The organism is Paraburkholderia sp. BCC1885, from assembly GCF_900996235.1.
Lineage (GTDB): Bacteria > Pseudomonadota > Gammaproteobacteria > Burkholderiales > Burkholderiaceae > Paraburkholderia.
Window position 1 is genome coordinate 26501 of record NZ_CAAJGM010000213.1, and the last position, 25838, is coordinate 52338.

Below are 25838 nucleotides of genomic sequence, written 5' to 3' on the forward strand. Positions count from 1 at the left end.
CCCTCGCGGCGGCCAGATACGGGACGGAAAATCGATGGACGTACAGATTTCGGCGGCAATCATTGCGGTGCTCGGCACGCTTGGCGGGTCCGTCGTTGGCTGGGTCTCGCAACGGGATGGCAAGAATGTCGCCCGTCTCGAACGAAAGGTCGCAAAGTACGCGGCGGAAATCCGAGCGCGGCAAGCCGAGGAAGACGTGGCGTGCGAGTGGCTCGTCGAACTGAATGCGGGCACGAGCGCGACCTCGATCAAACTGAAACTGCGCGACCGGACGGAGCACGAGCGGGGCCAGCGGCCTTCGTTGGCGCCCTCGGACGTGACGGATACATGAGGCGGGATTGATGCGACGCGGTTCGCGCGCGCCGCATGCATCGCGCGTGCCGATGGCCGCATCGCGGACGTGCCCGGCGCACCGGGCAGCGCGACCTTCCACGAAGCAATGGGACGCACCGGTCTACTCAAGCTGAGCCGGCAAGTCTTGAGGATGCACCACGCCCCTCCGGAAGGCTCGTCAACCGCTTTGATCCGTCCGGGGAAGGCGCTCTCCTTAGGCAGAGGCGGGTGCATCGTGCGGTTTTACATCGGCGGCGCCACGCCGTTCTTTTCCACCACGACCAGGTTGCCGTCGTATGTCCCGTTTTTTTCCGGGGTCGCCACGATGAACACCTTCTTGCCCGTCGTCAGGTCGTCGCGGGTGGACGGAATGAGCGTGACGACCGGGACGTTGGCAGGCACATTGACGGTGTTACTGCCGCCTTTGTACGACAGCTTCAGATCGCGTCCGCTGGTACCTTCCACAACGGTATCGACGTTCGCGTTGGTCATCGAGGTGTTCGCCCCCAAGTCCCACGCGTAGTGGCCTTCACCGGTGCCCCTTGCGGCTTCCGGGAACACCAGCACTTCCTTCGCGGTCAACTTGCCGTCCGGGCCCGGCGTGGCTGCCGCGCCGACATACGAGCCGGCCTTGATATCCGCCAGCTGGATGGCCTTCACGGCGTTCAGACCCGTCGAGTCCTTGAGTTCGATGGTGACTGAGTCGCCGCTGCGGCGGTGTACCTGAAGGGTATTACCCGAGAAAGACACGATCTCGCCGCGAATGCGCTCAGGTTTGGTCGCGGCCGATTGCGCGAACGCCGCGCCGGCGAACGTGAGTGCCAAAAAGGAAACTGACAGCTTCAGACGAATAGACATAAGTACTCCATAATATTTGTTGCGGTTGGTTAAAAGATGACTTGGCTAGCGGCTCAGGAACCACCGAACCAGTTGTATCCCTGGTTTTCCCAATAGCCGCCGGGAAACTCGTTGGTCACCGTGATGGCGACAATGTGCTTCGGATTTTTGTAACCCAGCTTGGTCGGCATGCGCAGCTTCATCGGGAAGCCGTATTTCGCGGGCAGCGTGTTGCCGTCGTAGGTCAACGTCAGCAGCGTCTGCGGATGAAGCGCCGTCGGCATATCGATGCTCGTCCAGTAGTTGTCCGCGCAGTGCAGAGCGACGTATTTCGCCGTCGTATCGGCGCCGGCGCGCTGCAGGAAGTCGGCGAAGCGCACGCCGCCCCATTTGCCGATGGCGCTCCATCCTTCAATGCAGATATGCCGGGTCACCTGGCTTTGCTGCGGCAACGCACGCAATTCGTCGAGCGTCCAGATGACTTTGCCCTTGACCCGTCCTTTCAGTTCCAGACGATAAGTCTGGGCGTCGACATCCGGCACCTCGTCGATGTCGTAAAAGGCGTTGAACGGGAACGGCCGGGTGATCATCGATTCCGGATAGGTGGGCGCCAGCTCGCGCGGGTCGAAGAGCAGCGCCTGGGCGTCGTCGTTGAAGGAAGAAATCCTGCGCAGCATCGTGTCGACCGACTTGTCGTTTGTCAGGTCGCAGCCCGACAGAAGCATCAAGCCGCCCAGCGAGAGAATCCGCTTGCCGAACAAACGGCGTGAGGACGAGGAGAGTCCCTTCTGTGCATCCTTGATGATGGATTCCGCATCAGGCCGGAATGCGGGAGCGAGCGCCGCGTTGCGTTTCGGAGAGTGCATGATTACCGGCCTCGAATCATGGTGAGCAAAGAACGCGGGACGAGCGCGACCATCACGACGTGCAGGGCAAAAAAGCCAACCAGCACGCTCATTGCAACAAAGTGAACGATGCGCGCGTTATCGAAACCGCCCATCAGCGTGCGCAGGAGCGGAAACTGAACCGGCTTCCAGATCGTCAATCCCGACAGCACCACCAGCGCGATATCCGCCATCACGACGAGATAGGCGATCTTCTGCACGGCGTTGTAATGACTGAGATCGCCGTGACTGAGCTTGCCGCGCAGGGCCGCGACGAGATCGGCGGCAACCGCGCGAGCGCTGACGGGAAACAGTTTCTTGCGCAGACGTCCGGTTACGACGCCCAGTCCCACGTAAGCGAGAAAGTTTGCGACCAGCAGCCACATGACCGCGAAGTGCCAAAGCAGGGCGCCGCCCAGCCAGCCGCCCAGCGTGATGGACGCCGGAAACCTGAATGCCGGGAAGATCGGCGACGCGTTGTACACCGCCCAACCGCTCAGGCACATGGCGATTACGGCGGCGGCGTTGATCCAGTGAAAAATGCGGACCCAGATGGGATGGATGGTGACGTGGCTCAAGGCGATCTCACTTGCGATGACACGGGGTGCCGGACGCGTATTGACTGATGGACAACCGGTTTTAGATTGGTGCTAAGGATCGCAGCGGAGCCGGTGCGGCGGTATCGGTCAAATGACCGACCTTGGAGGATGGTTGGCTTGTTGGGGTTTGAGGGTTGGGTTTTTAATTTGACATAAGATAAATTATCAACAAAAACGATGTAGCAGCAATATGAGAATGTCGTGTTTGAGCAAGATACAGATGTCGTGTTTTGCAGCTGGAGTCATGCTGGGCGCTTGCGGTCGGACTGCGGGAGCCCAGCATGCGTCAAGCCGAACTGGTGACACTGAACATGCGCGAACTCGACCGGTTGAAGATGGTCCAGGCGATCGTGGAGATGGGACTGAAGCCCGGTCGTGCGGCTGAACGACTGCAACCGTGTGAGCGTCAGGTCGGCCGGCTCGTCCGGAGCGGCGTGGCATGGGCAACCGCCAACGAATGCTCGAAGCACGCGCCGCAACTGGCGCCTAAAATGAAAAGCCGCCTATTCTTTTAACGCGGCCAACTTCTGCAATATCGCGCTGTACTGCTCTTTTTCCTTGAGGCTGAGTTTGTCGAGGCTGACGCCGAAGGCGTCGCTAAGCGTTTTCCGGCCACGCTCGCACACCTTGCGGCCCAGCGGGGTTAGGTTGATTTCAAACCGCCGCAAATCCGAAGCTACGGTTTTTCTTTCCACGTAGTTGGCTTGTTCAAATTTCTTGATCAAAAAAGTCACCGTGGGCTTCGGCAGGGTCAGTCGTTTGGCGAGCGCAGCCGGATGCTTCAGCTCATCAATTGAAGCCAGCAGAAAAACGCCCTTCACGTCCAGCTTGTCGGCGGCCAACGCACGTTCCGCGTTTTGCGTGATGCGTTCGTAAAACTGAAGGTTCAGTTGCAACAGGTCCCAATTCGTCATGCATCCTCTTGACTGTTTGGCCAAATGGTTTAATATTGAACTATTCAACTCGGAATAGTTGTAGTTCCAACGTAGCCTACCTGGAGAGACATTGCAAATGGCCAAAACAGTTTTGATCACCGGGGCCTCTACTGGCATCGGGCGGGCTACCGCGCTTTATTTTGCCGGGAAGGGCTGGAACGTCGCCGCGACCATGCGCGACCCGCTCAAGGCCGACCCCGCGCTGAAACATCCGCAAATCAGTGTGTTCGCGCTGGACGTGACGAATGAAGATTCTATCGCGCAAGCCCTAACCGACACATTGGAGCGTTATAAAAAGATCGACGTGTTGTTGAATAACGCGGGCTATGGCTTGTTTGGCCCGGTTGAAGCAATAAGTGGTCAGCAGATCCAGCAGCAATTTTCGACGAATCTCTTCGGCTTGATCGGTGTCACGCAGCAAATACTTCCAATTATGCGTGGCGCGGGCGAAGGCCTGATTATCAATATTTCTTCCATCGTTGGCCGCATGGCTCTCCCCTACGCCTCCTCATACATCGCCACAAAATTCGCAGTCGAAGGCTTGAGCGAATCCATGCGCTACGAGTTGGCACCGTTCAATATTCGCATCAAACTCGTCGAACCCGGAAGCATTCGCACCGAGTTTGGCAAGGGCAGCAGGCAAACGGCTGTGAGTGACCCTTATCGGGCGAGCTTTACCAAATTTTTGGCTGTATTTACCAAATCAAACTCTAGAGGTTCCACCCCGGAATCGGTCGCGCAGGTCATTTACCGAGCAGCAACTGATACGAGTAATCGGCTGCGTTATCTTGCCAAGGCCGGCCCGTTTTTTTGGATGAATCGCATTTTGCCTGATTCAATGTGGCGGCGGCTGTTGGTGAAAGCAATGGTGAAATAGTCGGCTCGCTTGCAACGAACAGGGATGGGCGATGGCGCTGGAGGCAGCGATGCAGGGACGATCACGCCCTATGAATTTGTCTGCGGGACCTTGATAACAGAGCCTCAAAGACTCATACTCGGCTCGCTCCATCAAATGCTGGGACTAAACACCTGGCCAGCACCAGCCCGATGACCAAGACTGTGAGGTCGCGTCGGAGTTTGACACAAAATTTCTTTATTTCACGTGTACCACCTAACTCGGGAGATTTGAGATGAGCATCGGTCCTATTCCTCTTGTGGCCATCGGAACCCTTTCCGGAAACCTGCCGACAGGCGCCGGTGCGAAGACGCTCGGTGCGCCGGCGCTGGCGCCGGGTAGTTCATTCAGCCCCGTTGGCCTCAGTGAGAGCAACGCGGTCAGTGGCGTAACGCTCAATCGTTATGCAACACCAATAGTCAGCGCAGATACACCGCCCTCAGCCTCGTTCGCGGAACAACTACTGCTGCTTCAACAGAAAAACCAGTCTTAATTTGCCTGAGATGCACATGAAAGGAACAGAGGCGCCGTCGGAACTTTTCCTTCGGCGTCGATGTTTTCATGTTGAGTAGCCTTTCGAGGGCGGGGTAAACCAGGTACCTCCTGGTTTACCGTTTCATCGTGCAACGGCACTGCATGGTGGTCGCGTTACGCGATCCGTAATTGGTCGCCGCCGTGCTCCTGGCGTCGGTCACTCTTCCGAACGTGTTTCGACCGCAACCCCCTTCTGTCGCACCAGCCAGGCATCTGCAATTTCCGCCGGGTCGTTGAGCCGGACGGCTGGCGCGGACCCGATATCCGCGCGCAGAACTCCCCCTCGAATCTCACCAATGGCCCTTTCTGGGAAGGGGCCGATTTTGATTCAAATGAATGTTGCTTCGAGGTGGAGCAATCGATAATTGCGCCGAGGGAACGGCCGTTTGAAGCGGTGCGTTCACCTTGCACGGTACTAAATCGTCCGAGTGCGGCAGCACACCGGGCGTTTTCATCCGCATCCATCCTGCTTCCGATTCCGCGAAGAAAATGAAGGCCGAGGTCATCACCGAGCGCAACCTATGAGGCCCTCGGCACACCCCCTCCCCACGGCGTTCAAAAAATCCACTCCCCGCGATTGACTCAGATCAACGGTAGGTGGCGATCTGACAGCTACAGTCGTCCCGTGCCATGTTTGCTGCCCCGCGCAACGGGGTCCGAAAACCGGCCCAGGCATTGTGATTTGCACAAGCGAACAGCTTCGGCCGGCAACACCGCCAGCCCGTTCACTGAGTCCCGCAAATAGCCAGGCCGCATCACGCGACGCGCCACTCCACGCCGAGGAAATCCAGATGAACACCCGCTTCAGCCCCGTTTCCGACGCCGTTCAAGCCGCTCCGAATGCGCCAGCCGTTCCCGTATCGACAGAACCGTTTCGCGCGCTGGACCACGCCAAAGAAGCCTTCATTGCCCGCTTGAGCGGAGGTCTGTCCCCAGCTGCGCTCGCGCTAGCCTGGTCCGACTGGCTCATCCATCTCGCAGCCGCGCCCGGCAAGCGGCTCGAACTTGCAGCGCTTGGCATTCAGGGAGCGAAACGTATCGCCGGCTATATGCTCGAGGCCGCCCGCGGCGACTACCGTCCACCGCTCGCCGAACCATCGCAGGCAGACGGGCGTTTCCGTGCCGAGGTCTGGCAAACCGAGCCTTACCGGTTCTGGCAACAGAGCTTCCTCTTGAGCGAGCAATGGTGGAACGCCGCGACACGCGGCGTGCCCGGCACCACACACCATCACGAGGATGTGGTGTCGTTCGGCGCTCGCCAGTGGCTCGACGTGATCGCGCCGACGAACTTTCCTCTTACCAATCCCGAGGTATCGCAGCGGGCAGCGGCCACGTTGGGCATGAGCATCGCCCAGGGCATGGGGAATGCGCTGGACGATATCCGGCGTCAGGCGAGCGGACAACCGCCGGCCGGGCTCGATCAGTTCAAGGTCGGCGGCAATCTGGCCGTTACACCAGGCAAGGTGGTGTTTCGCAATCACCTGATCGAACTGATTCAATACAGCCCGGCTACCGCTAAAGTGCTGGCCGAGCCGGTGCTGATCGTGCCGGCGTGGATCATGAAGTACTACATCCTCGATCTGTCGCCGCACAATTCGCTGATCCGCTATCTGGTCGAACAGGGCCACACGGTGTTCTGCATTTCATGGCGCAACGTCGATGCGAATGACCGCGATCTCGGCCTCGACGACTATCGGCAACTCGGCGTCATGGCAGCACTCGACACCATCTCCACGATCGTGCCCGATCAGCGGATTCACGCAACCGGTTACTGTCTGGGCGGCACGCTGTTGTCGATCGCCGCCGCCGCGATGGCGGGCGCCGGCGACGAGCGGCTTGCGTCGGTCTCGCTGTTCGCCGCGCAAACGGATTTCAGCGAACCGGGCGAGTTGCAGCTCTTCATTGACGACAGCGAAGTCTATTTCCTCGAAAGCATGATGTGGTCGCAGGGCTATCTCGCGGCCAACCAGATGGCCGGCGCATTCCAGCTGCTGCAGTCGAACGAGCTGATCTGGTCGCGCGTCGTGCACGACTACCTGCTCGGCGAGCGCGCGCCGATGATCGACCTGATGGCGTGGAATGCGGATGCCACGCGTATGCCGTACCGGATGCATTCGGAGTATCTGCGGCACCTGTTTCTCGACAACGATCTGGCATGCGGCCGGTATCAGGTCGACGGGCGGCCGGTGTCGATCCGCAATATTCGCGTGCCGATGTTCGTGGTCGGCACGGAACGGGACCACATCGCGCCGTGGCATTCGGTGTTCAAGATTCACAATCTGTCCGATACCGACATCACCTTCGTGCTGACGAGCGGCGGCCACAATGCCGGCATCGTCAGCGAACCTGGTCACCCGCACCACCACTTCAGCCTGAAACACACGGCGGCAGACGAACTGCGCGTCGGTCCCGATGCATGGGTGGCGACCGCGACACCGCAGGAGGGTTCGTGGTGGCCCGCGTGGACCGGCTGGCTCGCTGCCCATTCGAGTCCCAAACGCGTCGCACCGCCCGCCATGGCGGCAAGCAAAGGTGCCCAGGCGCTCGCGGATGCGCCCGGCACCTACGTCCTTCAGGCATAGGAGCCACGCCATGAACGAAACGCTGCTACACAACCGCACCTTCGACGAACTCGCGATCGGCGAATCGGCCTCGCTCGTCCGCATTGCCGGGCAGAACGACATCGATCTGTTCGCCGCGATGTCGGGCGACGTCAATCCGGCGCATATGGATGCGGCCTTCGCATCGACCGACCTGTTCGGTCATGTGGTGGTGCACGGCATGTGGACCGCCGCGCTCATCTCCGCGCTGCTCGGCACCCGGTTGCCCGGACCCGGCACCGTCTATCTCGACCAGACCTTGCAGTTCCGTCGTCCGGTTACGCCGGGCGACACCATCGTGGCCGCCGTGACCGTCAAGGAAAAGCGTGTCGAGAAGCGCATCGTGCTGCTCGACACAGTTTGCACCAACCAGAGAGGCGAGGTGGTTTTGCTGGGCGTCGCCACCGTGATCGCACCTGCGACGTCGATCGTCTTGCCGGCTATGCCACGCCCCGAAGCCGCCGTCCGCCGGCATGACCGCTTCGAAGCGTTTATCCGCGAGGCCCGCCAGCGGCCGGCACTGCGCACCGCGATCGTCCATCCCTGCTCGCCCGACGCCATCCGCGCGGCACTCACGGCGCGCGACGAGGGGTTGCTCGATCCGCTGCTGATCGGGCCGGAAGCCAAAATCCGCGCAGCCGCCGAGGCCGCCCAGCTCAGCCTCGAAGGCGTGGAGATCGAATCGGCTGAGCACAGCCACGCCGCCGCTGCGCGCGCGGTCGAACTGGGTGTGGCGGGCAAGGTTGCCGCGTTGATGAAGGGCAGCCTGCACACCGACGAGCTGCTTTCCGCCGTCGTCGCGACGGGGTCGGGGCTACGCACCGCGCGCAGGATCAGCCATGTCTATGCGATGGACGTGCCGGCCTATGCGAAGCCGCTGTTGGTCACCGACGCCGCCGTCAATATCGCACCGACGCTCGACCAGAAGCGCGATATCTGCCAGAACGCGATCGACCTGCTGCACCTGCTCGGCGTCGACGTGCCGCGGGTCGCCGTCCTCGCGGCAGAGGAAACCGTCAACCCCAGAATGCCGACCACGCTCGACGCCGCCGCGCTGACGGTCATGGCCGCACGCGGCCAGATCACGGGCGCGCTGGTGGACGGCCCGCTCGCTTTCGATAACGCGATCAGCATGGCGGCGGCGCAGACCAAGGGCATTACTTCGCAGGTCGCGGGGCAGGCCGACATCCTGCTGGTGCCGGATCTCGAAGCCGGCAACATGCTGGCCAAACAGCTAATCTACTTCGCCGGCGCCGATGCGGCGGGGATCGTACTTGGCGCGCGCTTGCCGATCATCCTGACGAGCCGCGCAGACAGCTTGCGCGTCGGTCTCGCTTCTGCCGCCCTCGCCAAACTCGTGGCCGAACGCGCCCACGGTGGGCCGATTCCATCATGAACGCCCCCCTTCTGCTGACCTTCAATGCCGGCTCGTCGACGGTCAAGATCGGCCTGTTCCGTGTCACGTCGGGCACCGCCGTGCGAATCGGCCAAGGGATGATCGACTTCCGGCAGCAGCCCTTGCGCCTGCACCTGGTCAGCGGCGGCGAGACCAAGGAGATTGCGCTGGTATCGGGCGTGACCGAAGATCTGCACGACGTGATCGACGAAACGCTCGGCTGGTTCGCCACGCACTTTCCGCTCGACGATCTCGTCACGGTGGGCCATCGAGTCGTGCATGGCGGCGACCGTTTCGCCGGACCGGTAGCCATCGAGGACGACACACTCGCCGCGATTGCCGCACTCGTGCCGCTCGCGCCGTTGCATCAGCCGCAAAGCCTGCGGCTGATCCGCGCGATCCGGCATCTGCGGCCTCACCTGATCCAGTCGGCCTCGTTCGATACGGCCTTTCACCGCACGCAGACCGATCTCGTGCGCCGTTTCGCGATTCCACGCCGACTGTTCGACGAGGGTATCAAGCGCTACGGTTTTCACGGCCTGTCCTATCAGTTCATCATCGGTCAGCTCAAGCAGCAGTTCCCGCGGCTTGCACGCGGCAAGGTAGTAGCGGCGCATCTGGGTAGCGGTGCGAGCCTGGCCGCTTTCGTTGACGGCAAGAGCTGCGATAGCAGCATGGGCTTCTCCACGCTCGACGGTATTCCGATGTCGACGCGTTGCGGTGCGCTCGACGCCGGTGTCGTGCTGCATCTGCTTGAACAGCAGCGCATGAGCACCGCCGCAATCGAGGACATGCTGTACACAAAGTCGGGCCTCCTCGGCGTGTCGGGCATCAGCGCGGACAGCCGCGACCTGCAGGCCAGCCACCGGCCGGAGGCCCGCGAGGCCCTGGAACTGTTCGCCTTTCGCATCGCGGGAGAAGCAGCACGGCTCGCGACCACCCTCGGCGGCCTTGATAGTCTCGTGTTCACCGCCGGCATTGGCGAACATCAGCCGGAGGTGCGCAGCGCGGTCTGCGAGCGGCTTGCGTGGCTCGGTGTCGAACTCGATCGCGAAGCGAACGCCGGCAACGCACGCGTGATCAGCAGCGCACGCAGCCAGGTGACGGTGCTCGTGCTGCCGACCGACGAAGAACAGATCATCGCCAACGAAGCCGTAGCCATCCATCACCGTGAGGAGTCCACATCGTGAATCCGATTATCGATCTGTCGGGCAAGCGGGGGCTCGTTGTCGGCATCGCCAACGAGCACAGCATCGCCACCGGCTGTGCCAGGCTGTTTCGCGCAGCCGGCGCCGAACTGGCCGTCACCTATCTGAACGACAAGGCCAAACCCTTTGTCACTCCGGTCGCAGAGGCACTTGAATCGCCCATTGTCCTGCCGTGCGACGTCACCGTTCCAGGCCAGCTCGAAGCCGTATTCGAGCAGCTCACGAAGGATTGGGGACGGCTCGACTTCGTGCTCCATTCAATCGCCTTTGCGCCCGCCGATGCGCTGCACGCGAAGCTGATCGACTGCCCGGCCGACGGCTTCGCGCTGGCCATGGCGGTGTCGTGCCATTCGTTCATTCGCATGGCGAAGCTCGCTTTGCCGCTGATGGCCGATGGAGGCAGCCTGATGACCGTGAGCTTTTATGGCGCCGAACGCGCCGTCGATCACTACAACGTGATGGGACCGGTGAAAGCGGCGCTCGAATCGAGCGTGCGCTATCTGGCCGCCGATCTGGCCGCACGCCGTGTCCACGTCCATGCCATTTCCGCCGGTGCGGTGAAAACACGCGCGGCGTCCGGCATCGACCATTTCGACGCCCTGCTCGACGACGTGCGCGCGCACACGCCGGCCCAGCATCTTGTCACCATCGAGGAAATCGGACGGATCGCGGCGGTGCTGGCAAGCGAGGCCGGCATGACGCTGACCGGTTCAACAATTTACGCCGACGCCGGTTTCCATATTACGGCATGATCATGGCGTGGGAGCGTCCAGCCGAAGTCCACCCTCCCACGCCGCGTTCGCCGAAACTGCGCTTCCACCACAACCCATCTGCATGTGCACCCGCCGGGGGCCAATTGGACAACCTGCCACAAGCGCCCGACCCCGCTGGAGCCGATCCCGTCGTCGGCCCGTCTAAACCGCGGCTGCTCGGCGTACTCGGCCCAGGGCTCATCACCGGCGCTTCGGACGACGATCCGAGCGGCATCGCCACCTATAGTCAGGTCGGCGCGGCATTCGGCTACAGCCTGTCGTGGACCCTGCTCTTCAGCTATCCGCTCATGGTCGCGATCCAGATGATCAGCGCCCGGATCGGGCGCACCACGGGCCATGGGATTGCCGGCGTGCTGCGGCTGCATTATCCGAACTGGCTGCTGCAATGGGTCGTTGTATTGCTGCTGATCGCAAACGTCATTAACCTGGGCGCGGACCTCGGCGCGATGGCCGATGCGATGGCGCTGTTGCTGCCCGGCCCGAAATGGCTTTACGTGCTGTTCTTTTCGGCGGTGTGCATCTGCATGCAGCTGCTGTTGCAGTACACGCGCTATGTCGCCGTGCTGAAGTGGTTCACGCTGTCGCTGTTCGCGTATTTCGCCGTGCTGGCCGTGGCGCACGTGAACTGGACCCAGCTCGCCAGTCACTTCCTGATTCCGCACATCAGTTGGACGTCGGATTATCTGACCGCCGTGGTCGCGGTGTTCGGCACCACAATCAGCCCTTATCTATTCTTCTGGCAGTCCGAAGAAGAGGTCGAGGACATGCGGGCGCATCCGCGCCGTCTGGATCTGATCAATGCGCCCGAACAGGGGGCCGCCGCTTTGCACCGCATCGAGATAGATACGGTGACCGGCATGGGACTGTCCAATCTCGTCGCCCTCGCCATTCTGGCGACGACCGCCGCCACCCTCAACGCACACGGCACGCTCGACATTCAAACCTCGTCGCAAGCCGCCCAGGCGTTGCGGCCGATCGCCGGCTCTTTCGCCGCGCTCTTCTTCACGACCGGGATTGTCGGCACCGGGCTGCTGTCCGTCCCCGTGCTCGCCGGCTCCGCCGCATACGCGATCGGTGAAGCGCGCGACTGGCCGGTCGGCTTCACCCGCAAGGTGCAGGAAGCCAAAGCCTTTTATGCAACGATCGCGATCGCCACGTTGATCGGCATGATCGTCAATTTCACCGCCATCAATCCGATCAAGGCACTCTACTGGAGCGCCGTGCTGAACGGCATCGTCGCCGTGCCAGTCATGTTCGTCATGATGCTGATCGTTTCCAGAACCGACATCATGGGGCGGTTCGTTGCCCGCGGATGGCTGCGCGCGCTGGGCTGGCTCGCGACGATCGTCATGCTGGTAATTGCGCTGGCCATGCTGGCCACGTCGTTCTAGGCGGATAACCCCCGCGCTTCGAGCTCTTGCAGCGCGCGGCTAACGGACTCGACCGGCAGCCCAATATAGTCGGCAATATCGTGCCGGGCCATCGGCAACGTCATTTCTCCCGCGATCCGGCCAGGTGGCGCGTAGGCATGATCGGTCCATAAGAGAAAGCTGGCGAGGCGCGCCGGCGCTTCGTTCTTGCTGACGGTGATTTGCTGACCGTGATTGCGTGATGTTGCGAGCGCCTTTACACCGATAACGTCTTCGACATCTTTAGCTGGACCCATACCATCCCTTCGAGCAGGCCGCCGAGCGCGGCCTCACGCTCGCTCGGGAAAATGCTGCTGTGACTGAACTCGTGGGTGAAGACGCCTTCCGGCGCGGCATAGCTCAGCTTGATCGCGCAGTCGAAGCCCCCCGCAATTTGATGAGTGTTCACCGATACTTCCCAGTTGCCGTCGCTAACTCTTCCGGAAATGGTCATGAGCCGCTCCTGATCTTTCGTTGGTTTCGCTGGAATAAACATCGACGCGCGCCACGTCATGAACCAGCGTATGAGCGAAGCCTCAGAAAGCCTTGATACAGATCACGGAGCGCCCCGATGTGCAGAACCCGCGGGCACGAGTGCGGCCTTGCATCAACCTGGTACCGATTACCCAAACGCAAAGCCACGTTGCCGCAGCGCCACTTGATCCAACTCAATCGGCAGCGCAAGGGCCTCGCATATGTTGGATCAACGTCCACCCGATGCATCAGGGCGGTCCGGCTGCAACTGGATTGTGGCGAATATGAAGAGGACAACAACATGCAAAATTCCCACCCGAACCGCGTCCAGGCACCGCATGCAGACGCCAGCCCCGGCGGCCGCGCTGCAGAGAACGGCAAGTGCTATCTCATCGGAGGCGGCATCGCCTCGCTGGCGGCGGCGGCCTTCCTGATCCGCGACGGCCGTATTCGCGGCTGCGACATCACCATTCTCGAAGCGCTGAACAAACCCGGCGGAAGTCTGGACGGCTCGGGCACGGCCGAAAGCGGCTATGTGTTGCGTGGTGGCCGCATGCTTGAAAGCAGGTATCTGTGCACCTACGACCTCTTTTCGTCGATTCCGACGCTCGACGACAGCAAAAGCGTGACCCAGGAGATCTTCGACTGGAACGAGACCGTCCGCCCCCCCTCGACGGCGCGGCTCGTGAGAAACGGCCGGCGCGAAACGGCACCCGCCGATGGACTCGCCGAAACGCATCTGCTGACGCTGGGCCGGCTTTCAATCGAACCGGAAGCAATGCTCGATGCCAGCCGGATCGTGGACCACTTCGAGGCCTCGTTCTTCAAGACTAATTTCTGGCTGACGTGGTGTGCGACATTCGCGTTCCAGCCGTGGCACAGCGCGGCCGAATTCCGCCGTTATCTGCTGCGCTTCGCGCATATGTCGGAGAGTTTCGACCAGTTGCACGGTAACATGCTCACGGTCTACAACCAGTACGACTCGATGATTCACCCGCTGCGCCGCTGGCTGGACAACCACGGCGTCGTGTTCGACGCAGACACACGCGTCACCGATCTGCTGTTCGACAAAACCGGCGCGCTCAACCGGGTGCGGGCCCTCGTGTGCGACACGGCCCAGCGGCGCTTCGATCTGCCGGTTGGTCCGTCCGACAAGGTAATCGTCACGCCAGGCTCGATAACGGCCGCTTCGAGCATGGGCGGCATGGACTATCCCGCGCCGCTGGACACGCTCGACAGTACGGGTGCCTGGAGCCTGTGGAAAAACATCGCCGCGGACCATCCCGAGTTTGGTCACCCTTCCGTGTTCGCCGATCATCGCGAGGCCTCCAGGTGGCTCTCGTTCACCGCGACGCTGCGCGACCCGACGTTGTTCCAGCTCATCCGCGACATGACCGGCAACATGCCCGGCGAAGGCGGTCTCATCACCTTTGCGGAATCGAACTGGCTGGCGTCGATCGTGTTGCCGCATCAGCCGCATTTCAGCGGTCAATCCGCGGATGTGCAGGTGTTATGGGGTTACGGCCTACGCGTCGACGAGCCGGGAAATTTCGTCGACAAGCCCATGCACGCATGCACAGGCCGCGAAATCCTCACGGAAATCCTTTTGCATCTGAACATCGAAGCAGACGCCGAGCAGATCATGGCGCAGACCAATTGCATCCCTTGCATGATGCCGTACATCACGAGCCAGTTCCTGCCGCGCCAACGCGGCGACCGGCCGGCGGTGGTGCCTGAAGGCTGGCGCGATCTCGCCTTCATCGGACCGTTCTGTGAATTGCCCGACGACGTCGTATTTACCGTCGAATATTCGGTGCGTTCTGCACAGAACGCGGTGTACAAGCTGCTCGGACTCGACCGTACACCGCCGGCGCTACACAAAGGGCGGCACGATCCACGCGTCTACAAGGCGTTCTCGACGTCCGCGGACCGCCGTTGATCTGAGTCAAGGTGATGGAGGCTTTCACACCTAGACTCAGATCACCGATTCACGTACCACTGACTTCCTCCGGAGAGCCGCCATGAGCTACAAGACCATCGTCGTTCACCTGGACACCAGCCGGCACGCCCACGCGCGGCTCGAAACGGCGCTGCACCTCGCAAAGCACTTCGGCGCGCGTCTGATTGGCGTATTTGCCGTGTTCAATCCCGACCCGCGCGCTTTCTATGTCATGGCCGGATCCGTCGACTATTTCGCGGCCCAGGACCAGTTGCGCCTTGAACGACGGGGCGCACTCGAACGGCTCTTTCATGCAGAGCTGGAGCGCGCGGAGGTGGCCGGCGAGTGGGTCGCCGTCGATCAGGCGGCCAATCTCACTGTGCCGCACCGTGGCCATTACGCCGATCTGATCATTGCCGGTCAGGAAGACCCGCACGACCCTGAATCGTACGTCGGCGACTATTTCTCCGAATCCCTGGTCATGTCCGCCGGTCGGCCGGTATTGCTGACGCCGTATGCGGCGAACGTCGCCTCTCCGGGCGGGCACGTGATGGTGTGCTGGGATGGCAGCCGCGAAGCCACCCGCGCGATCCACGATGCGTTGCCGTTCATGCGCACCGCCCGGCTCACCACGATCGTGTCGCTAGACGGCGAGCGCGACGAACCGCGTGCGCGCATTCCCGGCACCGATATCGCAACGGTGATCGCCCGGCACGGCATCCGTGTCGAGGTCAGGAACCTCGACTTACCAGACGGTACAGCGGTAGGCGACGCGCTGTTATCGGAAGCGGGCACGCTCGGCGCCGATCTGCTCGTCATGGGCGCCTACGGTCACGCGCGCTGGCATGAGCTGGTGATGGGCGGTGCGACCCGCACGATCCTGAAGTCAATGACACTGCCTGTGCTGATGTCGCATTGACTATCCCGGCGCTTTATCGCGCTGGCTATCGGGCAGCGTCTTTCTGGAGAGTGCGCCACGTATCGGCGGATTCTCGCGATCCCCGCGCAATGCGCCGACCCTGCGCAAGGAAATTCACGCCGCCGTCTGAAACCGTCAAGGAACCGTCATGACCTGCAAAACCCTGCTCGTGCATCTGGACGATAGTCCCCATAGCGCCGCGCGCACCGACTTCGCGCTCGACCTGGCCCGCCAGTACGGCGCCCACCTGATTGGCTTGTACGTGGTATGTCAGGAACTGACGCGACCGATCTTCCTGCATGCCGAGGGCACATGGGTTACCGCCTCCGAGAGGCGGCGCAATGCCAATCGCGAGGATGCACAGGCGCGGTTCCTCTCGGCGGGCGAGCGGGCTGGCCTTGGCGTGGAATGGCGTGCGCCGGTCGGGCCGACGGTCGAAACGGCGATCCTCCACGCCCGCCACGCAGACCTTCTGATTCTCGGCCAATACGATCCGAGGGAGTCTTCGTCCTACGTCAGCCTGCATTTTGTGGAGGACGTGGTGATGAGTTCGGGGCGCCCGGCTATCGTCCTGCCCTGCGCCGGAACGGTCCGTTCATTCGCGCAGCGCGTACTGATTGCGTGGGACGGCAGCCGCGAGTGCGCCCGCTCCGTAGCCGATGCCCTACCCGTCATCAAAGCCGCGAAATTCGTCACCGTAATGACGGTGCAGCGGCATCCTTCGGGCGGCGGATCCGCCAGCCACGAGCTCGTTGCGTGGCTCGGGCGGCACGGCATCGAGGCAAGCGTTGCGGACGCCGCCGCAATGGACGGTGTTTCGACGGGCGCCGTCGTGCTGAACATGGTCGCCGACCTTCATATCGATCTTCTCGTGATGGGCGCATACGGGCACCCGCGCATTCAGGAGAGGCTGCTTGGCGGCGTCACGCAAACGGTGCTCCAGTCGATGACGGTCCCGGCACTGATGTCACATTGAAGCCCCCGAGCTCCCCCCCGCCGCATACCTTGCGCGCGCCTCCACCGACCTTGCTGGCATGATCCCCGCGAATCGCGCAAAATGTAGGGTACACGCTGTGCGCCGGTCGTCTTGAAGACCGGACACAGCCGAGCCGAACCATATTGCGGGACTCGTGATCCATACCGTGCCTGGCATTCACCGGCACGGTGGATCATCGCTCATCCAGAGAGACGCACATGCCCCCTCGCGGTAAAACGCATTTCCGTGCCGACGCCTCAACGCGGGCACGAGTCGCCGCGTTGATGCAAAATCCCGTATTCGCCGGGGCGCTCGCCCTTGCCATCGCGCTGGTGCTGGCGCTTGAAGTATGGCGCTGGTCGGCGGACCTGTCGCTGGGCGAAGCCGCCATGCGGGAAAACAGCCTGCTGACGGCATGTATCGCCGCGGCCTGTCTGTTTGCCCTCGTAGCCTTCCTGATCGTGCGGACGCGCGGCGCCGCTACGGCCACAAACGAGGCGCGTAGCCTGTCGAGCGACAACGAGGCCCGCCTGATGGGGATCATCCGCTCGTCGATGGAAGCCATCATTACCGTCGACGAACGGCAAAACATCATCATCTTCAATCCAATGGCCGAACATATATTCGGCTGCAGCGCGGCGGAGGCGCTCGGCGCCTCGCTTTCGCGCTTCATTCCGGAACGTTTTCGTGCCACGCACGCGCGACATGTCGAACAGTTCGGCGTGACGGGTGTGTCCGAGCGCCAGATGGGCGGACAGCAGCGCGTGCTGTTCGGCTTGCGGAGCAACGGCGAAGAGTTTCCGATCGAGGCGTCGATTTCCCAGGTTCGCGAAGGCGACAGCAAGCTCTACACCGTCATGCTGCGCGACATCACCGAGCGGGTCAAAGCGGAGAATGTGCAGCGTAAGTCGCGCGAGGAGCTGCGCGAACTGTCGGCCAATCTGCAGAAGGTGCGCGAGGACGAAAAGACCCGCATCGCCCGCGAATTGCACGACGATCTCGGACAGCAGTTGACTGCGCTAAAAATGGACCTTTCCTCGGTCGAGCAGGCGCTGGAAGACACGGCCGAACCCGAGCTTCTGCGGCAACTGCAGGGCATGCGGCGGCTGATCGACGTGACCGTCGCGTCGGTACGCCGCATCGCCGCCGACCTGCGCCCGGTCATGCTCGACGATCTCGGACTGATTCCGGCGATAGAATGGCTGGCCAACGACTTCACGAACCGTTATGGCATCGACGTGGAGCGCGACATCGAAGTGGGTGACGCGCATTTTTCGCCAACCGGTGCGACTACGCTGTTCCGTATCGTTCAGGAGGCGCTGACCAACGTCGCCCGTCATGCAGAGGCAACGGTCGTCAACCTCACGGTCCGCGTGGAGGCCGCTGCCTGCGTCGTGCAGGTCGCGGACAACGGTCGTGGGGCCACCGCATCGGCGCCGTCCGCCGAAAAATCGTTTGGCCTGCTCGGCATCCGTGAACGCGCGTACATGCTGGGCGGCACGGTCGAAATTCACGCTTCCAGCGGCAAAGGCTTCGTTTTGACCGTCACTTTTCCGGCAGCAGCCGTGCAACAGCAGGAGACCCAGACATGATTCGAGTGCTGATTGCCGACGACCACGCGCTCGTGCGCGATGGTCTGCGACACATCCTGCAGAACGCAAACGGCTTTGAAGTGGTCGGCGAAGCCAGCGACGGCGTCAGCACAATTGCGTTGATTCGCTCGCGTCAGGCCGAGGTGCTCGTGCTCGACCTGTCGATGCCGGGGCGCAACGGCGTCGAACTGATCAAGCAGATCAAGGACGAGCTGCCGGCGCTGCGCATTCTTGTGCTCACCATGCATGCGGAGCAGCAGTACGCCGTGCGTGCCTTCAAGGCCGGTGCTTCGGGCTATCTCACCAAGGAAAGCGCCAGCGCGGAGCTGGTCTCGGCGGTCAGCAAGGTGGCCTCCGGCGGCGTCTACGTGAGCCTCGCCATGGCTGAACGCTTTGCGCAGAGTCTGAACGAGCCGACCGATACGCTGCCCCATCAGCGCCTGTCCGATCGCGAATTCGATGTGTTCCGCCGTATCGCCGCCGGACAAACGCTCACTGAGATTGCCACCGAACTGTGTGTCAGCAGCAAGACCGTGAGCACCTATAAAACCCGCATCCTCGAGAAAATGCAGATGCCGCACGAAGCCGCGCTGGTGCGCTACGCGATGCGTCACAAGCTGCTTGGGGAAGACGGCGAGATCTAGCGCGCTCGCGCTACGCCTGCCGCGGGGCTCGCTGCGCCGTTACGGCCAATCCTGCTCACACGCCCACGCCGCCTTCGAGCGGCACGTGTAGGAAATCCCCTACACGACGTTCACACTCCCCTACTCCAAGCTCGTTCGCCGCCGATTTTATTTTGAGATAGCGCGGCCGATACTTCGAGCCATGAACTCAAGCCCGCCACTGCCAGCCTTGCGTGTCTTCCTCGTCGAGGACACGATTTCGATCAGAACACGTATGGCGGCGCGCTTCGCTGCGATCGAAGGCGTCGAGATCGTAGGCGTCGCCGAGGAACCCGGCCCAGCGCTCGACGGCATCGGCGCGACCGTCGCCGATGTCGTGGTCATGGATCTGCACCTGACCGGCGGCACCGGCATGGAGCTGCTACGTGGTCTCGCGCAACGCAGGTTTCCGGTGATCGCGATCGTGCTGACCAATCATTCGGGCAATGGGTTCCGCGAGGCGTGCCTCGCCAACGGCGCGCACTATTTCTTCGACAAAACGAGCGAATTCGAGCTTGCCTGCCACACGATCAAGCGGATTGCCCACGCGCGCTGCGCACGTGGTCTCCACTCTCTGGGAGCACATCATGTCTGACGTTGTCGATTACTCCGAAGTCCTGACCGTCGCGCAATCCCCCTTGTCCTCGCCGGGAACCTCCTTCGCTGCGACGTCCGCATTGAAGCACACCGGCGCCAATTGCTCGAGTTGCGCGATGCATGCCTTCTGCCTGCCGGAAGGGCTGACGCCGGCCGAGACCGAGCGGATCGAGGCGCTGATCTGCCCTTCGCGCACGATAAAGAGCGGTGAATCGCTGTTCCGCGCGGGTGACTCTTTTCAGAGCATCTATGCCGTTCGCGCCGGTTCCTTCAAAACAATCGTGATGCACCGCGACGGCCGCGAACAGGTCACGGGTTTTCATCTGGCCGGCGATGTACTCGGACTCGACGGCATCTGTTCGGGGCGGCATAGCAGCGACGCGCTCGCCATCGAAGACAGCAAGGTCTGCATCATCCCGTTCCATCTTCTCGAGGCCATGTGCCGCGACGTCAAGGCGGTGCAGCAGCATGTGCACCGACTGCTGGGCAGCGAGATCGTGCGTGAGGCGACCCTCATGATGCTGCTCGGCACGATGTCGGCCGACCAGCGGGTCGCCACCTTCCTGCTGAACATGTCGGGCAAGCTCAAGTCGCGCGGCTACTCGCCGGCCGAGTTTTATCTGCGCATGACGCGCGAAGAGATCGGCAGCTACCTCGGCCTGAAACTCGAAACCGTCAGCCGCATGCTGTCGAAGCTCCAGAAAGAGGGGCTGGTCGATACCCATGGCAAGCAGATCCGAATTCTCGATATGGATGGCCTCGCCCGCGTGTAGTGCCGCGCCGCACTGAAAAAAACATCAGCTTGACGTGCGTCAATCGCAACGGCGTTCTTCGTCATAGACTGACCGTGGAGTCTCCAGTGGAGTGTGCGTCGCCAACGGCGCCTTCCCGCAAATTTTCCGCGAACCTGCCTGCGTTGCTGCCGACAGCAAATAGCACGGCGCTCGCCGGTGAGTCGGCTCCCCGCTCGCTGCAAATGCAAGCGGTACACAAGGAGAAACTCATGCGTCTCACCATCCACCTCGATACGTTCGACCGCCTCAATCCGATGGCATTCGTCATCCTGTGGCTGGACAAGGAAATGCGTCAGTGGTCGCGTGAAGGGCACCACGGGCTCGATCTGCCCAGATGGGGCGCGCTGCGCGTCGACTGCGGCAACACGCTCATGTGCGGCCCGCATGATTCGACACCCTTCTGCGTGCTCGAAGGACTCGATCTGAACGCGACCGGCGGTCCGTTCGAAGGAGAAACCGGCCGTGCGCAATGGTGCGCCAATGAAGGTCGAACGTTAATGAGCGGCCATTGGCATGTGCAATGTGTCGAAACCGGGTGCGTGACCCCGGAAAACGGCATCTTTGCGGGCGACGAGATGCGCTGACATTGACTTAAGGCGGCGAAACGCATGTTGTTGGGCCCACCCGTTGCGGGCCGTGCGTACGCGCCGACATTTATCCGATTCTTTGCCGGCACGGTGCTGGCGACAACAGGCTCAGGAGGCTGACCATGCTCGCTCTCGACGTGATGACTACCACGATCATTTCCGTGAAACCCGAAACGCCCATCCGCGATGCCGCGAAGGTGCTGGCGGACCACCGCATCAGCGGTGTTCCGGTGGTCGATGCCAAGGGCTCAATGGTTGGCGTAATCAGTGAAGGCGACCTGATTCGGCGGACGGAACTCGACACCGACGAGCGCCACCGTTCATGGTGGCTCGATCTGTTTTCGTCGGACCGCAAGGCTGAAGACTACATCAGGTCACACGCCCGCACGGTACAGGATGTCATGACCGTCGATGTCATTAGCGTCGACGACGAGACACCGCTGAGCGAAGTCGCCCACATCATGGAGGCGCACCGCATCAAGCGCGTGCCCGTAATGCGGGACGGCCGGCTCGTCGGCATTGTCAGTCGTGCCAATCTCGTGCAGGCATTGGCCAGCATCCCCGAGCAGCCCACGCCGGATGTTGCGTCCTCCGACCGGGAGATACGGGCGAGGCTCATGGGTGAAATCGCCGGTCAGCCGTGGGCTTTTGCCGGCCGCAATGTTGTGGTTAGCGATGGCGTCGTACACCTCTGGGGAATCTTTCGCTCGCTCGAGGCAGTCCGGGCGGTGCGCGTGGCCGCGGAAGCTATTCCCGGGGTAAAACGCGTTGAAGATCACACCGAGCCGTATCCGGCAATGCCAAGCATATAGATTAGCAGTTCGATTCAGTTTCTCGCTTTATGGCGATATTAATTTTAATCATGGATCTGCAATTATCTAAAGCCGCAAAAATCCAATAAGAATTAGCGGCCTTTTATTGCCGGTCATTTCAAATCCCAATACAAAAGACCGCGCTTCTTCATTCGTTGATCCAGATCATTCAGACAGGGTGTCGACGCGCTTAGAGTAGGTCCAGATTCACCGGCGCCAAGCTGAAAACGCGCCCGCCTGCCGGACAGGTCATCCAGACAGTGCGCAACTTCGCTGAAGCGGTCGTCCCGCTTTTGCGCCTGCGCACGTCTGGATCCCAATGCCGTTTGAAAATCAACCGTTTTATATCCGCGTATCTGGAGAGGCCATCATGAATTTACCGCTGAAGGGAATCAAGGTTATCGACTTTACCGGTGTGCAAGCCGGTCCCGCCTGCACCCAGTTATTGGCATGGTTTGGTGCCGAGGTTCTGAAGGTAGAGCGTCCCGGTGTGGGTGACGTCACACGCCGTCAACTACGGGACATCCCGGATCTCGATGCGCTCTACTTCACCATGCTCAACAGCAACAAGAAATCGCTGGAACTCAACACGAAAACAGCCGAAGGCAAGGCGATCATGGAGCAACTGATCCGCGAAGCCGACGTGCTGGTCGAGAATTTCGGACCGGGCGCGATGGACCGGATGGGGTTCACGTGGGAACACATCCAGGAACTCAACCCGCGCATCATCTTCGGGTCGGTGAAGGGCTTCAGCGAAAATTCGCCGTATTCCGACATCAAGGTCTACGAGAACGTCGCGCAATGCGCGGGCGGTTCCGCATCGACCACCGGTTTCTGGGACGGCCCGCCGACCATCAGCGCGGCCGCGCTCGGCGACAGCAACACCGGTATGCACCTCGCCATCGGCATCCTGACCGCGTTGATCGGACGCGAAAAAACCGGCAAGGGGCAGAAGGTATCCGTGTCGATGCAGGACGCGGTATTGAACCTGTGCCGCGTCAAACTGCGCGACCAGCAACGGCTCGAACGGGTCGGCTATCTGGAGGAATACCCGCAGTATCCGAACGGCACTTTCAGCGATGTCGTGCCGCGCGGCGGCAATGCGGGCGGCGGCGGACAACCGGGGTGGGTTCTCAAGTGCAAGGGCTGGGAGACCGATCCGAACGCATACATCTACTTCACGATCCAGGAACAGGACTGGGGGCCGACCTGCCAGGCGATCGGCAAGCCGGAGTGGAGCAACGATCCGGCCTACGCCACCGCACATGCGCGCCAGTCGCATATCTTCGAAATTTTCGCGGATATCGAGAAGTGGCTTGCCGACAAAACCAAGTTCGAGGCGGTCGACATTCTGCGCAAGTTCGGCGTGCCGTGCTCGCCGGTGCTGAACATGAAGGAAATTGCCAATGACGCGGCCTTGCGCGCAAGCGGCACCGTCGTTGAAGTTCAGCAAAAGAAGCGCGGCACCTATCTCACCATCGGCAGCCCCATCAAGTTCTCCGATTTCACGCCCGAGATCGTCGGCTCGCCGCTGCTCGGCGAGCACACCGACGAGGTACTCGCGGGCCTCGGCTATAGCCAGGCACAGATCGACAAGCTGCGTGAAGCGAAGGTCGTCTAGGCGTCCCTGCACTGCACACAACCAGGCAACCATCGCAAGGTATTCAAAGATGACTATCGAATCCGAACAGACCGTCCTGACCGACGGGTTTCATCTTGTCGTCGATGCGCTAAAGCTCAATGGCATCGACACGATCTACGGCGTAGTCGGCATTCCCATCACCGACCTCGCCCGCCTCGCGCAAGCCGAGGGCATGCGGTACATCGGGTTCCGGCACGAGCAGTCGGCCGGCAACGCCGCCGCGATTGCAGGCTATCTGACGCAAAAGCCGGGGGTTTGCCTCACCGTCTCCGCGCCGGGGTTCCTCAACGGCATGGTGGCGCTGGCTAACGCGACGACGAACTGCTTTCCGATGATCCTGATCAGCGGATCCAGCGACCGGGCCATCGTCGATCTGCAGCAAGGCGACTACGAGGAACTCGACCAGATGAATGCGGCGAAGCCTTACGCGAAGGCCGCGTTCCGCGTCAATCGGCCCGAGGACATCGGCATCGGCATCGCCCGCGCGATCCGTGCGGCGGTGTCGGGGCGGCCTGGCGGCGTTTATCTCGATCTGCCCGCCGAGGTACTGCGCGCGGCTCTCGATGAGCAAACGGCGGCGCGCTCGCTGGTACGGGTGGTCGACCCGGCCCCCAAACAAATCCCTTCACCCGAATCAGTGGACCGCGCAATCGAACTGCTGGCGCGCGCACAGCGTCCGCTGGTGATTCTCGGCAAGGGCGCTGCCTACGCGCAGGCCGACGACGCCATTCGCTCCTTCATCGAAACCACCGGCATACCGTTTTTGCCGATGTCGATGGCCAAGGGCCTGCTGCCCGACGATCACCCGCAATCGGCGGCTGCGGCGCGCTCGCTTGTGCTTGCCCAGGCGGACGTCGTGGTGCTGATCGGCGCACGGCTGAACTGGCTGCTGGGACACGGCAAGGCGCCGCAGTGGTCGGCCACGGCGCATTTCATACAGCTCGATATCAGTCCAACCGAAATCGACAGCAATCAGCCAATTGCTGCGCCCGTCGTCGGCGATATCGGTTCCTGCGTGACGGCGCTGCTGGCCGGTCTGACACTCGCTTGTCTGCAGCCGCCCGCTGCGTGGCTCGATGCGATCGCCACGAATAAACAGCACAACGCCGAGCGCATGGCCGCCCATCTCGCAGCAACCGCTAGTCCGATGGACTTCTACACCGCACTGCGCGCGATTCGTGACGTACTTGCCGACCGGCCGGATGTGTACGTCGTCAACGAAGGGGCCAACACGCTCGACTTCGGCCGCAACATCATCGATATGCGCCTGCCGCGCAAGCGGCTCGACGCCGGCACCTGGGGCGTGATGGGTATCGGCATGGGCTACGCGATCGGCGCGGCGACCGTCAGCGGCAAGCCTGTCGTGGCGATCGAAGGCGACAGCGCGTTCGGCTTCAGCGGCATGGAAATCGAGACGATCTGCCGCTACAAGCTGCCGGTCGTGATCGTCGTGTTCAACAACGGCGGCATCTACCGCGGTGACGACGTCAACCGCAGCGGCGGCGCCGACGTCGCGCCGACCGTGCTGATGAAGAGCGCGCGCTACGAGAAGCTGATCGAGGCATTCGGTGGCGCTGGCCATTACGTCAGCGATCCGCAGGGTCTCGCGAAAGCCCTCAGCGAATCGATCGCGTCGGGGCAACCGGCACTGATCAACTGCGTGATCGATCCGGCCACCGGCACCGAAAGCGGCCATCTGAAGAAGCTCAATCCGCAAAGTGCCGCGACCCATGCCGCCGAACCGCAACACAACGACATCAAGAGGTAGTCCGGCCATGTCATCCACGCATAACGAAAGAATTCGCGGACCCTTCTCCGGTCTGCTGGTTCTCGATCTGACCCATGTCCTCAACGGCCCGTTCGGCACGACCATCCTGACCGACCTCGGGGCGCGCGTGATCAAGATCGAGCCACCCGGTCACGGCGACGACACGCGCACCTACGGCCCGTTCGTCGGCGACCAGTCGCTCTACTTCAGCTTCGTGAATCGCGGCAAGGAGAGCGTCGTGCTGAATCTGAAAGACCCGGCCGACCGCCAGATTTTCCTGAACATGGTCCGCCACGCCGATGTGCTGGCCGAGAACTTCCGGCCCGGCACGATGAAACACCTCGGTTTCTCCTACGAGGAGCTCGCGGAGATCAACCCGCGTCTGATCTATGCGTCGTCGTCCGGCTTTGGCCAGACGGGCCCGCTCGCCACCTTCCCCGCCTATGACACGATCGTCCAGGCGATGAGCGGCATCATGGACGAGACCGGCTTTGCCGACGGACCGCCGACCCGGGTGGGCACATCGTTGTCGGATCTGTGCGGCGGCGTCTTCATGTTTTGCGGCATCGCAAGCGCGCTGTACGCACGCGAAAAGACCGGTAAAGGAGCACACGTCGACGTCGCGATGTTCGATGCGACGCTGGCGTTCCTCGAACACGGCTTCATGTCGTAT

27 protein-coding genes are annotated in these 25838 nt (G+C 61.8%); 21 read left to right on the forward strand and 6 right to left on the reverse strand.

The annotated features are described in order from the left end of the window. Positions 1-34: 34 nt before the first annotated feature. Complete coding sequence (locus FQ755_RS23475) at positions 35-331, forward strand: hypothetical protein (RefSeq protein WP_144157409.1); 297 nt, start codon at positions 35-37, stop codon at positions 329-331. 245 nt (positions 332-576) lie between these two features. Here FQ755_RS23475 and FQ755_RS23485 read toward each other — a convergent pair whose 3' ends face one another. From FQ755_RS23485 to FQ755_RS23495, 3 genes are read right to left on the reverse strand one after another with little or no spacing between them, the layout of a single operon-like run. Continuing rightward, positions 577-1191 (reverse strand): hypothetical protein, encoded by a 615-nt coding sequence (locus FQ755_RS23485; RefSeq protein ID WP_144157410.1) that lies wholly within the window; start codon positions 1189-1191, stop codon positions 577-579. Between the two features lie 53 nt (positions 1192-1244). Further along, positions 1245-2036 (reverse strand): molybdopterin-dependent oxidoreductase, encoded by a 792-nt coding sequence (locus FQ755_RS23490; protein WP_144157411.1) that lies wholly within the window; start codon positions 2034-2036, stop codon positions 1245-1247. Positions 2037-2038: 2 nt separating this feature from the next. Further along, positions 2039-2632, reverse strand: a complete 594-nt coding sequence (locus tag FQ755_RS23495; RefSeq protein WP_144157412.1) for a cytochrome b/b6 domain-containing protein — start codon at positions 2630-2632, stop codon at positions 2039-2041. A 302-nt stretch (positions 2633-2934) separates the two neighbouring features. Between FQ755_RS23495 and FQ755_RS38560 the strand changes: the two genes are divergently transcribed. Beyond that, positions 2935-3168, forward strand: coding sequence for a hypothetical protein (locus FQ755_RS38560; protein ID WP_144157413.1), 234 nt, complete (start codon positions 2935-2937; stop codon positions 3166-3168). Here FQ755_RS38560 and FQ755_RS23505 read toward each other — a convergent pair. After that, entirely contained in the window at positions 3157-3567 is a 411-nt protein-coding gene (locus tag FQ755_RS23505) for a MarR family winged helix-turn-helix transcriptional regulator (RefSeq protein WP_186308639.1), read from the reverse strand. The genes FQ755_RS38560 and FQ755_RS23505 overlap by 12 nt on opposite strands. Positions 3568-3664: 97 nt before the next feature. Between FQ755_RS23505 and FQ755_RS23510 the strand changes: the two genes are divergently transcribed. From FQ755_RS23510 to FQ755_RS23540, 7 genes are all read left to right on the forward strand, one after another. Continuing rightward, on the forward strand, positions 3665-4465 hold the full coding sequence (locus FQ755_RS23510; protein ID WP_144157415.1) for an SDR family oxidoreductase: 801 nt from the start codon (positions 3665-3667) through the stop codon (positions 4463-4465). Positions 4466-4718: 253 nt separating this feature from the next. Further along, positions 4719-4976: a hypothetical protein gene (locus FQ755_RS23515; protein WP_144157416.1), complete on the forward strand. Its 258-nt coding sequence runs from the start codon at positions 4719-4721 to the stop codon at positions 4974-4976. An 832-nt stretch (positions 4977-5808) separates the two neighbouring features. After that, positions 5809-7599 carry a PHA/PHB synthase family protein gene (locus FQ755_RS23520; RefSeq protein WP_144157417.1) on the forward strand — a complete coding sequence of 597 codons (1791 nt, stop codon included), beginning with the start codon at positions 5809-5811 and terminating at the stop codon, positions 7597-7599. A 10-nt stretch (positions 7600-7609) separates the two neighbouring features. Then, entirely contained in the window at positions 7610-9013 is a 1404-nt protein-coding gene (locus FQ755_RS23525) for a bifunctional enoyl-CoA hydratase/phosphate acetyltransferase (protein WP_144157418.1), read from the forward strand. Beyond that, positions 9010-10203 carry an acetate/propionate family kinase gene (locus FQ755_RS23530; RefSeq protein ID WP_144157419.1) on the forward strand — a complete coding sequence of 398 codons (1194 nt, stop codon included), beginning with the start codon at positions 9010-9012 and terminating at the stop codon, positions 10201-10203. Before FQ755_RS23525 ends, FQ755_RS23530 begins: the two co-directional genes overlap by 4 nt. Positions 10204-10211: 8 nt before the next feature. Further along, positions 10212-10973: an enoyl-ACP reductase FabI gene (gene fabI / locus FQ755_RS23535; RefSeq protein WP_222105777.1), complete on the forward strand. Its 762-nt coding sequence runs from the start codon at positions 10212-10214 to the stop codon at positions 10971-10973. Between the two features lie 104 nt (positions 10974-11077). Then, the gene (locus FQ755_RS23540) at positions 11078-12385 is read left to right on the forward strand and encodes an NRAMP family divalent metal transporter (RefSeq protein WP_144157421.1); all 1308 of its coding nucleotides are present in this window, start codon (positions 11078-11080) and stop codon (positions 12383-12385) included. On the opposite strand, the gene FQ755_RS23545 is transcribed toward FQ755_RS23540, so the two are convergent. Beyond that, a complete protein-coding gene (locus FQ755_RS23545; protein WP_260858817.1) occupies positions 12382-12660 on the reverse strand; it encodes a Crp/Fnr family transcriptional regulator in 279 nt (92 codons plus the stop codon). The genes FQ755_RS23540 and FQ755_RS23545 overlap by 4 nt on opposite strands. Then, entirely contained in the window at positions 12621-12857 is a 237-nt protein-coding gene (locus FQ755_RS23550) for a UDP-glucose 4-epimerase (RefSeq protein WP_144157422.1), read from the reverse strand. The genes FQ755_RS23545 and FQ755_RS23550 overlap by 40 nt, the downstream gene beginning before the upstream one ends. A 321-nt stretch (positions 12858-13178) precedes the next feature. Here FQ755_RS23550 and FQ755_RS23555 point away from each other — a divergent pair, with 321 nt between their 5' ends. From FQ755_RS23555 to FQ755_RS23610, 12 genes are all read left to right on the forward strand, one after another. After that, positions 13179-14816 (forward strand): oleate hydratase, encoded by a 1638-nt coding sequence (locus FQ755_RS23555; RefSeq protein WP_144157423.1) that lies wholly within the window; start codon positions 13179-13181, stop codon positions 14814-14816. Between the two features lie 82 nt (positions 14817-14898). Further along, entirely contained in the window at positions 14899-15735 is an 837-nt protein-coding gene (locus tag FQ755_RS23560) for a universal stress protein (RefSeq protein ID WP_144157424.1), read from the forward strand. A gap of 148 nt (positions 15736-15883) precedes the next feature. Beyond that, positions 15884-16711, forward strand: a complete 828-nt coding sequence (locus FQ755_RS23565; protein WP_144157425.1) for a universal stress protein — start codon at positions 15884-15886, stop codon at positions 16709-16711. A gap of 218 nt (positions 16712-16929) precedes the next feature. Beyond that, positions 16930-18303 carry a PAS domain-containing sensor histidine kinase gene (locus FQ755_RS23570; RefSeq protein ID WP_144157426.1) on the forward strand — a complete coding sequence of 458 codons (1374 nt, stop codon included), beginning with the start codon at positions 16930-16932 and terminating at the stop codon, positions 18301-18303. Then, positions 18300-18947, forward strand: coding sequence for a response regulator transcription factor (locus FQ755_RS23575; RefSeq protein WP_144157427.1), 648 nt, complete (start codon positions 18300-18302; stop codon positions 18945-18947). Before FQ755_RS23570 ends, FQ755_RS23575 begins: the two co-directional genes overlap by 4 nt. 181 nt (positions 18948-19128) lie before the next feature. Further along, positions 19129-19560 (forward strand): response regulator transcription factor, encoded by a 432-nt coding sequence (locus tag FQ755_RS23580; RefSeq protein ID WP_144157428.1) that lies wholly within the window; start codon positions 19129-19131, stop codon positions 19558-19560. After that, on the forward strand, positions 19553-20335 hold the full coding sequence (locus FQ755_RS23585; RefSeq protein ID WP_144157429.1) for a helix-turn-helix domain-containing protein: 783 nt from the start codon (positions 19553-19555) through the stop codon (positions 20333-20335). Before FQ755_RS23580 ends, FQ755_RS23585 begins: the two co-directional genes overlap by 8 nt. A gap of 230 nt (positions 20336-20565) precedes the next feature. Beyond that, on the forward strand, positions 20566-20940 hold the full coding sequence (locus FQ755_RS23590) for a DUF3564 domain-containing protein (RefSeq protein WP_144157430.1): 375 nt from the start codon (positions 20566-20568) through the stop codon (positions 20938-20940). 125 nt (positions 20941-21065) lie between these two features. Continuing rightward, positions 21066-21755 (forward strand): CBS domain-containing protein, encoded by a 690-nt coding sequence (locus FQ755_RS23595; protein WP_144157431.1) that lies wholly within the window; start codon positions 21066-21068, stop codon positions 21753-21755. 370 nt (positions 21756-22125) lie between these two features. After that, entirely contained in the window at positions 22126-23376 is a 1251-nt protein-coding gene (frc, locus tag FQ755_RS23600) for a formyl-CoA transferase (RefSeq protein WP_144157432.1), read from the forward strand. A 49-nt stretch (positions 23377-23425) separates the two neighbouring features. Continuing rightward, positions 23426-25165 (forward strand): oxalyl-CoA decarboxylase, encoded by a 1740-nt coding sequence (gene oxc / locus FQ755_RS23605; protein ID WP_144157433.1) that lies wholly within the window; start codon positions 23426-23428, stop codon positions 25163-25165. A 7-nt stretch (positions 25166-25172) separates the two neighbouring features. Further along, positions 25173-25838, forward strand: a 666-nt coding sequence (locus FQ755_RS23610; RefSeq protein WP_186308641.1) for a CoA transferase, incomplete at its 3' end; no start/stop codon positions are given.

What these genes read in the sequence shown, in the direction of transcription:
- FQ755_RS23555 (WP_144157423.1), top strand. Translation starts at nt 13,179, where the DNA reads ATGCAAAATTCCCACCCGAACCGCGTCCAGGCACCGCATGCAGACGCC.
- FQ755_RS23505 (WP_186308639.1), bottom strand. Translation starts at nt 3,567, where the DNA reads ATGACGAATTGGGACCTGTTGCAACTGAACCTTCAGTTTTACGAACGC.
- FQ755_RS23580 (WP_144157428.1), top strand. Translation starts at nt 19,129, where the DNA reads ATGAACTCAAGCCCGCCACTGCCAGCCTTGCGTGTCTTCCTCGTCGAG.
- FQ755_RS23520 (WP_144157417.1), top strand. Translation starts at nt 5,809, where the DNA reads ATGAACACCCGCTTCAGCCCCGTTTCCGACGCCGTTCAAGCCGCTCCG.
- FQ755_RS23525 (WP_144157418.1), top strand. Translation starts at nt 7,610, where the DNA reads ATGAACGAAACGCTGCTACACAACCGCACCTTCGACGAACTCGCGATC.
- FQ755_RS23475 (WP_144157409.1), top strand. Translation starts at nt 35, where the DNA reads ATGGACGTACAGATTTCGGCGGCAATCATTGCGGTGCTCGGCACGCTT.
- FQ755_RS23485 (WP_144157410.1), bottom strand. Translation starts at nt 1,191, where the DNA reads ATGTCTATTCGTCTGAAGCTGTCAGTTTCCTTTTTGGCACTCACGTTC.
- FQ755_RS23560 (WP_144157424.1), top strand. Translation starts at nt 14,899, where the DNA reads ATGAGCTACAAGACCATCGTCGTTCACCTGGACACCAGCCGGCACGCC.
- FQ755_RS38560 (WP_144157413.1), top strand. Translation starts at nt 2,935, where the DNA reads ATGCGTCAAGCCGAACTGGTGACACTGAACATGCGCGAACTCGACCGG.
- FQ755_RS23590 (WP_144157430.1), top strand. Translation starts at nt 20,566, where the DNA reads ATGCGTCTCACCATCCACCTCGATACGTTCGACCGCCTCAATCCGATG.
- FQ755_RS23510 (WP_144157415.1), top strand. Translation starts at nt 3,665, where the DNA reads ATGGCCAAAACAGTTTTGATCACCGGGGCCTCTACTGGCATCGGGCGG.
- FQ755_RS23585 (WP_144157429.1), top strand. Translation starts at nt 19,553, where the DNA reads ATGTCTGACGTTGTCGATTACTCCGAAGTCCTGACCGTCGCGCAATCC.
- frc (WP_144157432.1), top strand. Translation starts at nt 22,126, where the DNA reads ATGAATTTACCGCTGAAGGGAATCAAGGTTATCGACTTTACCGGTGTG.
- FQ755_RS23550 (WP_144157422.1), bottom strand. Translation starts at nt 12,857, where the DNA reads ATGACCATTTCCGGAAGAGTTAGCGACGGCAACTGGGAAGTATCGGTG.
- FQ755_RS23515 (WP_144157416.1), top strand. Translation starts at nt 4,719, where the DNA reads ATGAGCATCGGTCCTATTCCTCTTGTGGCCATCGGAACCCTTTCCGGA.
- FQ755_RS23490 (WP_144157411.1), bottom strand. Translation starts at nt 2,036, where the DNA reads ATGCACTCTCCGAAACGCAACGCGGCGCTCGCTCCCGCATTCCGGCCT.
- FQ755_RS23545 (WP_260858817.1), bottom strand. Translation starts at nt 12,660, where the DNA reads ATGGGTCCAGCTAAAGATGTCGAAGACGTTATCGGTGTAAAGGCGCTC.
- FQ755_RS23565 (WP_144157425.1), top strand. Translation starts at nt 15,884, where the DNA reads ATGACCTGCAAAACCCTGCTCGTGCATCTGGACGATAGTCCCCATAGC.
- FQ755_RS23575 (WP_144157427.1), top strand. Translation starts at nt 18,300, where the DNA reads ATGATTCGAGTGCTGATTGCCGACGACCACGCGCTCGTGCGCGATGGT.
- oxc (WP_144157433.1), top strand. Translation starts at nt 23,426, where the DNA reads ATGACTATCGAATCCGAACAGACCGTCCTGACCGACGGGTTTCATCTT.
- FQ755_RS23595 (WP_144157431.1), top strand. Translation starts at nt 21,066, where the DNA reads ATGCTCGCTCTCGACGTGATGACTACCACGATCATTTCCGTGAAACCC.
- FQ755_RS23530 (WP_144157419.1), top strand. Translation starts at nt 9,010, where the DNA reads ATGAACGCCCCCCTTCTGCTGACCTTCAATGCCGGCTCGTCGACGGTC.
- FQ755_RS23570 (WP_144157426.1), top strand. Translation starts at nt 16,930, where the DNA reads ATGCCCCCTCGCGGTAAAACGCATTTCCGTGCCGACGCCTCAACGCGG.